This window comes from Paraburkholderia oxyphila NBRC 105797 (genome assembly GCF_000685075.1).
Taxonomy (GTDB): domain Bacteria; phylum Pseudomonadota; class Gammaproteobacteria; order Burkholderiales; family Burkholderiaceae; genus Paraburkholderia; species Paraburkholderia oxyphila.
In genome coordinates this window covers 1-7,222 of sequence record NZ_BAYD01000203.1, presented here as the reverse complement: position 1 = coordinate 7,222, position 7,222 = coordinate 1, and the positions used below count along the sequence as shown (strand labels likewise).

General features: G+C 62.1%; 5 protein-coding genes. 2 read left to right on the top strand and 3 right to left on the bottom strand.

All coding sequences use genetic code 11. The annotated features are described in order from the left end of the window. Nucleotides 1-70 precede the first annotated feature (70 nt). The 3 genes from BO1_RS47655 to BO1_RS47645 form a co-directional block, all read right to left on the bottom strand. Entirely contained in the window at nt 71-1,174 is a 1,104-nt protein-coding gene (locus BO1_RS47655; protein WP_028223613.1) for a Gfo/Idh/MocA family protein, read from the bottom strand. 82 nt (nt 1,175-1,256) lie between these two features. Further along, nucleotides 1,257-2,303: a homogentisate 1,2-dioxygenase gene (locus BO1_RS47650; RefSeq protein ID WP_028223612.1), complete on the bottom strand. Its 1,047-nt coding sequence runs from the start codon at nt 2,301-2,303 to the stop codon at nt 1,257-1,259. Between the two features lie 161 nt (nt 2,304-2,464). Next, entirely contained in the window at nt 2,465-3,040 is a 576-nt protein-coding gene (locus tag BO1_RS47645; RefSeq protein WP_028223611.1) for a MarR family winged helix-turn-helix transcriptional regulator, read from the bottom strand. Nucleotides 3,041-3,370: 330 nt separating this feature from the next. On the opposite strand from BO1_RS47645, the gene BO1_RS47640 reads away from it, so the two are divergent. Together BO1_RS47640 and BO1_RS47635 are read left to right on the top strand one after the other, a co-directional pair. Further along, complete coding sequence (locus BO1_RS47640; protein ID WP_028223610.1) at nt 3,371-6,328, top strand: molybdopterin-dependent oxidoreductase; 2,958 nt, start codon at nt 3,371-3,373, stop codon at nt 6,326-6,328. Continuing rightward, nucleotides 6,298-7,170, top strand: a complete 873-nt coding sequence (locus BO1_RS47635; protein ID WP_028223609.1) for a 4Fe-4S dicluster domain-containing protein — start codon at nt 6,298-6,300, stop codon at nt 7,168-7,170. Before BO1_RS47640 ends, BO1_RS47635 begins: the two co-directional genes overlap by 31 nt. The last annotated feature ends 52 nt before the right edge of the window (nt 7,171-7,222 follow it).

Here is a 7,222-nt window from a genome sequence, read left to right as displayed (position 1 = left end):
CCCCGCACAGGGGCAACGCCTGCGGCCCGCCGCGAATACAAGTTAAGGCCAACTCAATTAGCCATCCTTATCAATCAATTCGCACGCGCCTGCGTGCCTGCTCCGACCGCTCGATAGCATCGATCACCCTATGAAGAGCGACCGCGTCATCGAAATCGGGCGCCGTGCGGGTTCCGTGAATCAGGTCCTCAGCCAACTGCCGATAGATAGCGGCCACATTGCGCCCAATGACCGCCCCCCCGAAACCGGAATTCGGCACCTCCACCTCCCGATACCCAAGCTCGCCCCGGCGGCCAGCCTCCACACGCAACGGCGCGATATTGACAACGGAATACTCCCCATGCGCCGCAGTCATCCGCAAATCGCCCAGCGTCCCGTTGATCTCCCAAAGCAACCGCGTACCACGCGGCAACCCACCGCGAAGCTCCAGCGACAACGGCGCGCCCGACTTCAAAACGGCGTTGACCATCACATGATCGTGGGTGCGCATCGGGATCGTCTCACCCGTCTCCAGCACCCGCACGGTCTTGCGGCGCTGCGATATCACGCCCTCCACTTCCTCGACAGGACCAAGCACACTTTGCACGGCAGCCAGCGCATGCCCACCGATAATCCTCAGCAAGGTGGCGCCATTGCTAGCATCCATCGCGTACGAGTCGCCGCGCGTGACTTCATCGCCCCAGGTGGGACCACAACCCAGGTAAGTCGACGACAACACCTCCCCCACGAATCCATCGGCCACGAGCTTGCGCACGACCTCGACTTCAGGCGATGCGGTGGCCTGCGTCCCCACCACGGCCCGCACCTTGCTCCGCCTCGCCAGCTCGGCAAGCTCGACCGCTTCGGCCAGGCCGTTGCCAAGCGGCCACTCACAGTAGACGTGCTTGCCCGCCGCCATTGCCGCGGCAACCACTTCACGATGGTGGGGCACTTTGACCGTGACGGCCACGACGTCGATATCCGGAGAGGCCACGAGCGCCGCCACGTTCTCGAACGCGCGCGGAATGTCCAGCGCGTCGGCGGCGGCCTTCGCGCTCGCGAGACTCGTGTTCGCCACGCCGGCAATCTCGAACACGTCGGACAACGCCCGCAGCGCGGGAATATGCGCAACCGTCCCCCACCCACGGCGCTCCGTGCTCACGCCCACGATACCCACTCGAAAACGTTTATTCATTGCTTCCTCAAGACTATCGAGTCATATGCAGCCGGGCCGCCGCATTTTTCAGGCACGGCCAGGGAACAGCGCGTCACGCCGTTCATTTGCCCGCGCCCGGATGCGGCATGTATTGGCCCGTCTCCATCGGCTCCGCAACGGCCAGCGCCTTCGGCGTCCAGCGCATCGTCGCGCGGGTTTCCAGCAGCCAGGCCTGATAGCCCTCGGGAACGTCCTCCGATGGCCCGTGGTGGATGACCCCCTTCGGCACACAGGTCAACGTGCCGGGCTCGGTACACCCGCCCCAGGCGCCCGGCCCCCCCACGTAGCAAATCAGCTCGTCGAAGTCGGCGTTGATGTGGACCGGCGGCCGGCCCCCCGGACGCGCGCTGAGGTTGAACATCAGCAGGTCGCCCGTGCCCGATTGCAGAAACTGGCTGGGCGGACCGCCTTCCGGCAGATAGGCGTGAACCTGGATATTGGCCAGATTCAGCTTCCACACCGGAACGGACTCCGACAAGTGCACGCCAAGCGCAAGCGGATCGTGCGGCAGCATGAAGACCGTGTTCTCGGGGTCGAGAGTTTTCAGCACGAGGCGCGTCGGGCCGCCGGCCGGCATGGTGGCGTCGACCTCCGCATACTTCAGATCGCGCGCCACGTTGAGCAGGCCGCTTGGCGCGGGCGGCGCGAGCTTCAGGGCCGAAGGACTCTCGACAATGACGCTGCGCATCGCGTCGCCCGTGGGCGCATAGCGATATGCGATCGAGCGGGGAATGCAGACGAAGTCCCCTTCCGTGGCGGTGAGACAGCCCACGTCGGTTTCGAACTTGACCGTGCCGGACTGGATGAAATGAATCTCGTCCGCCTCGACATTGCGCACCACGTAGGGCATGGGCTTGCGCCGCCCCGAGACGTGCAGCTTTACGCCGAGCCTCGACGTCGCCACGGTGGTCGGCAGCGCCTCGGGGTCGTCCTGATCGTCGGGCGTCAAGCGCTCGAGGACGGCCCGCCGCGGCGCGTGCGGCCCCTGCACGGAAAGATAATCAGGCGCATAGGTCTGGCGCGTCACAACGGAAAGCGCCCCCTGGAAACCGTCGCGGCTCCAGAGTTGCACCGGCGGGGCGCCTGCGTCTTGCGGCTTGGCACTCATTTGTCCACCTCCTTGGGTTCGAGGTTGTGCATCGCACACACGTTATCGATTCATATCGAATGATGTGCCGTAGAACAAATCAAGTCAAGCGCGCCAGGGAATTCCCCAAGCCGCGCTCCGGCCGCATGACGGCGTTTTATGCCGATGCCACCGGCGCGAAGTCAGTCGAGCGCCGCGTCGTCTCTCGACATCTCGATCAGGTTCTTCTCGATCTGGTGCGCGACTTTCCAGAACACCTGCATGTCGCGCGCGGCAATGCCGTCGAGCGAGGTCGAATGCAATTCGGCGATTGCCGGCAAAATGTCGTCGACAAGGCGCCTGCCCTCGTCCTTCAGGCTGACGTAATACTTTCGCCGGTCTTTAGGATCCCGCACTCTTTGCACGAGGCCGCGCTTTTCCAGGTTGTCGAGCGCCGGCACCGCGGTGGTGGAGGCAATCCCCACGCGCTTACTTAATTCGAGCTGATTCAGCTCGCCACGCTCGGCCAGCACGCGCAGGTAATACCAATACGCAATGGCAAGGTTTTCCCTATCGAGAATTTTCTGGCCAAGCGCATCATAGAGCCGGCGCACCGTCCTGGCCATCCACGGCACCGTACGGCCACGCTCATCGAATAGTTCGGGCGACAGCTTCGCAGCTGCCACGTTGGGTGCCTCGCTGGATACGTCGTTAGAGGCTTCGCCGGGTGGCGCGTGATCCAGACTGGCATGGGCGACGCCGGAGTTCGATTTGGACATTCCCTCATTCCTCTGTGTATGGGCAAACCGGGCAAATTTCCGGGCCGCGAACGAACAGGTCGTCAGGGCACACCCCACCATCGGAACCCTTGACTTTACTTATACTACATAACATCATTCGATGTAGGTTGATTTTTTGACGTATCATTGTCCTGCAAATGATCCGTTACAGGCCCGATCATACAGCGCGATCGACCGTTGCGTCGTGCTGCCTCGCAGCATCCGTTCTTCGGGGCGCAATGCGCAACAGCCTGCCGGCGGATCGAGCGATACCTGACGGGCAGTCGTTACGTCCAATCACAGTGCAGTTCTGCTCAGGGATGACATCTCATGCAGCGCAAAATCCTTGTACTTATCCTCTGGCTCATGCCAACCGTCCTGCGTATTGCGGCCCGCCGGTTTCCAGCCATGCGCGCGCATCTCGCTGGCGGCAGTGGCATCATCCAGCTACGGCTCAGAGACAACAGTCTCGCGCGGCAGCTTCATTTCAAGGACGGCAGCGTGACCGGACGCTGGGGCGTGTGCGCCAATCCGGACGCCGAGCTCGTCTTCATGGATGTCGCGACCGCGCACAAGATGCTCGCGCCGAAGACCGATCACGCATTCCTGATCGATGCGCTGAAGAACTTCAAGATCACGCAGGGCGGCAGCGACCAGAAGCTCGTGTGGTTCGGCCAGCTCGTCAACACGATGAAGACGGCCCCGTGGCGCAAGGGGCTGCCGATGAAAGACGGCACCACGCGCTACACCACGCTTACCAATGGCGGCCCCGTGTTCGTCTTCGTCAAGGACGACAAGATCGTCCGCACCACGCCCATCGATCTCGAAGAGGAAGACGGCCCGAGCTGGAGCATCACGGCGAGAGGCCGCCGGCTTACGCCGGCACGGCGCGCGACGGTGAGCCCGCACGCGCTCTCGCTCAAGTCGCTCGTGTACTCCGACAAGCGCATCCTCCATCCGATGAAGCGCGTCGACTTCGATCCCCATGGCGAGCGCAATCCGCAGAATCGCGGGATCTCGGGTTATGAACGCATCAGCTGGGACGAAGCGCTCGATATCGTGGCCGGTGAAATCCGCCGCATGAAGCAGGACTACGGCCCCGGGGCCATCGGCATGGTCACGGGCGCGCACCACCAGTGGGGGAACATCAACTACTACCTGAGCGCGATGCTGCGTTTTGGCAACCTGATCGGCTTTACCCGCATCGAACCGAGCCCGATCAGTTGGGAAGGCTGGTACTGGGGAGCCATGCATCACTACGGCAACAGCCTGCGCCTGGGCACGCCGAGCTTCTACGGCACGACCGAGGACTGCCTTCAGCATGCCGAGGTGATCGTGTTCTGGTCGAGCGATCCCGAATCGACCAATGGAGTCTATGGCGGATTCGAAGGCACCGAGCGGCGGCTGTGGGCCAAGCAACTCGGCATCGAGTTCGTGCATATCGACCCCTATCTGACGCATTCCGCCCAGTTCCTCGGCGGGAAGTGGCTGCCGATCAAACCCGGCACCGACTCGGCGCTCGCGATTGCCATCATGCACGAATGGATGATCAACGGCAGCTACGATAAGGAGTACGTGGCATCGAATTCGACGGGCTTCGACGAATGGAGCGCCTACGTCCTCGGCAAAGAAGACGGCATACCGAAAACGCCAGAGTGGCAGGAAGCGGAGACCGGCGTGCCGGCCAAGGATGTGCGCAGCCTGGCGCGCCTGTGGGCATCGAAGAAGACGTATCTCGCGGCGGGCGGTCTGGGCGCGGGCTTTGGCGGCGCATGCCGCACCGAGACCGGCGCCCAATGGGCCCGCAGCGTCGTCATGATGATGGCGATGCAGGGCTGGGGGAAGCCGGGGATCAACTTCGGCAACTTGCAGATTGGCGCACCGCAGGACCTCAACTTCTACTTCCCCGGCTATGCCGAGGGCGGCATCTCGGGCGATCTGAACAACACGGCGAGCGCGGCCAACAACTACTGCCGCATGCCCCACATCATCACGATCAACCCGGTGAAGCAGGCCGTCCCCCGGCAACGCCTGGCCGAGGCCATCGTGGAGGGACACTCGGAAGGCTACGCGTGGGACGGCTTTTCGATCGAGGGGCAATTTGCCGAATACACGTATCCGAAGCCGGGCCTTTCGCGCATCCACATGCTGTACCGCTACGGCTCGTCGTCGTTCGGCACCACGCCGGGATCGAATCGGCTCGTTGAAGCGTATCGGCATTCATCGCTCGAATTCATCGTCAACCAGTCGATCTGGATGGAGAACGAAGCGCAGTTCGCGGACATCATCTTGCCGGCGTGCACGGCGCTCGAACGCGACGACATTTCCGAATGGGCCAACTGCGGCGGCTACATTCAGCATGCGCAGACCCAGCTCAATCACCGCATGGTGATCATGCAGCACAAGTGCATCGAGCCGCTCGGCGAATCGAAATCGGACTACCAGATCTTTCTGGATATCATGTCGCGGCTCGGCTACGGCGGCATGTTCTCGGAAGGCGGCTGCTCGGAACTGGCCTGGTGCGAGCGGATGTTCAATTCCACCGACCTGCCCAAGCAAACCACCTGGAAGAAGTTCCTGCAAAAGGGCTATCACGTCGTGCCACCGCCGAAGGACGACGACCAGCCGCCTGTCGACATGCGCTGGTTTGCGCAAGGCCGGCCGAAGGATCTGCCGGAAGCGAATCCGCTACCCGGCACGTATTCGACCGGCTTCGGCGACGGTTTGCCGACGCAGTCGGGCAAGTTCGAGTTCGTGCCGTCGAGCCTGCGCCGCATCGAACAGCTCGACCCCGCACGTCCGGCCGTCAACCGCTACATCAACCGCGCGAGCGCCACGAAACAGCCGTTTCCGCTGCAGCTCGTGACCAACCATCCGGTCTACAGCTTCCATACGCATGCGGACGGGAAGAACAGTCACGTGAGCACGATCGACGAGCACCGGATGAACGTTGGCGGCTATCGCTACTGGGTCTTGCGCATGAGCGCGCAGGATGCGCAAGCGCGAGGCATCCAGCGTGGCGACCTGGTTCGGGTCTACAACGCGCAGGCGTCGGTCATCTGTGCCGTGGACGTTTCCCAGCTCGTCAAGGCGGGAGTCACGCGCGGCAACGAATCGTGCGCCGAGCTCGATTTGATCGAGACATCGGTGGGCCTGGTGGATCGCGGCGGCTGTCTCAATCTGCTGACACCGGGCGGAAAGATGAGTCCGACCGCGGACGGGATCATGCCTAATACTTGCTGGGTGGAGGTGGAGAAATGGGACGCGAAGCTCGAGAAAGCAGCGTGAACGGCTGGGCGCTGGTTGTTGATGTATCGCTCTGCATCAATTGCAGAAACTGCGTCCTTGCGACCAAGGACGAGTACAGCGGCAATGCCTTTCCGGGGTATGCGGCGCCTCAGCCGCCGGAAGGGCTGGAGACGATCCGGATCGAGCGTCACGTTCGCGGAGAGGGCTCGCTCGTCGATGTCACCTATATACCGAAGACTTGTAATCACTGTGATAACGCGCCTTGTGTCAAGGCGGCCTCGGATGGGGCGATTTACAAGCGTGCGGATGGGGTTGTTGTGATTGATCCGGTCAAGGCGCATGGGCGGCGCGATCTGGTTGGGACCTGTCCTTACGGGATGATCGAGTGGAATGAGCAGGAGCAGGTGCCGCAGAACTGGAACTTCGATGCGCATTTGCTCGATGCGGGGTGGAAGGAGCCGCGTTGCGCGCAGGCTTGTCCGACCAAGGCGATTCGCGCGGTGAATGTCTCGGATGCTCAGTTGGTGGAGATGGTGGAGAAAGAGCACCTGTCGGTTATTCGGGCTGATTTTGGGACTAAGCCGCGGGTTTTCTATAAGAATCTGGAGGAGGCTTTAAGTCATCTGGTGGCGGGGAATGTTTGTGAGGATCTCGGTGGCGGGAAATTGCGGAATCTCGAGGATGTCGAAGTTGTTTTGGTTGACTCTGCCGATGGCAGCGAGCGTGTTGTTCGGACCGATCATTTTGGGGATTTTCGGTTTACTGGGTTGAAGGCGGCGGCCTCCATGATCGCTGTGCGAATCAGGGTGGATGGTAGCGAGAAGGTTCTCGTTGAACGGGAGCGCTCGGGGAGCGTCAATCTGGGGACGCTGGTCTGTTGATGCCAGCGTTTTGCGATTTTGCGCTTTCGCGCTTTCGCGCGTTGGCCTTAAA

Coding starts and splice junctions, on each gene's coding strand:
- BO1_RS47640 (WP_028223610.1), top strand. CDS start 3,371: ATGCAGCGCAAAATCCTTGTACTTATCCTCTGGCTCATGCCAACCGTC.
- BO1_RS47635 (WP_028223609.1), top strand. CDS start 6,298: ATGGGACGCGAAGCTCGAGAAAGCAGCGTGAACGGCTGGGCGCTGGTT.
- BO1_RS47650 (WP_028223612.1), bottom strand. CDS start 2,303: ATGAGTGCCAAGCCGCAAGACGCAGGCGCCCCGCCGGTGCAACTCTGG.
- BO1_RS47645 (WP_028223611.1), bottom strand. CDS start 3,040: ATGTCCAAATCGAACTCCGGCGTCGCCCATGCCAGTCTGGATCACGCG.
- BO1_RS47655 (WP_028223613.1), bottom strand. CDS start 1,174: ATGAATAAACGTTTTCGAGTGGGTATCGTGGGCGTGAGCACGGAGCGC.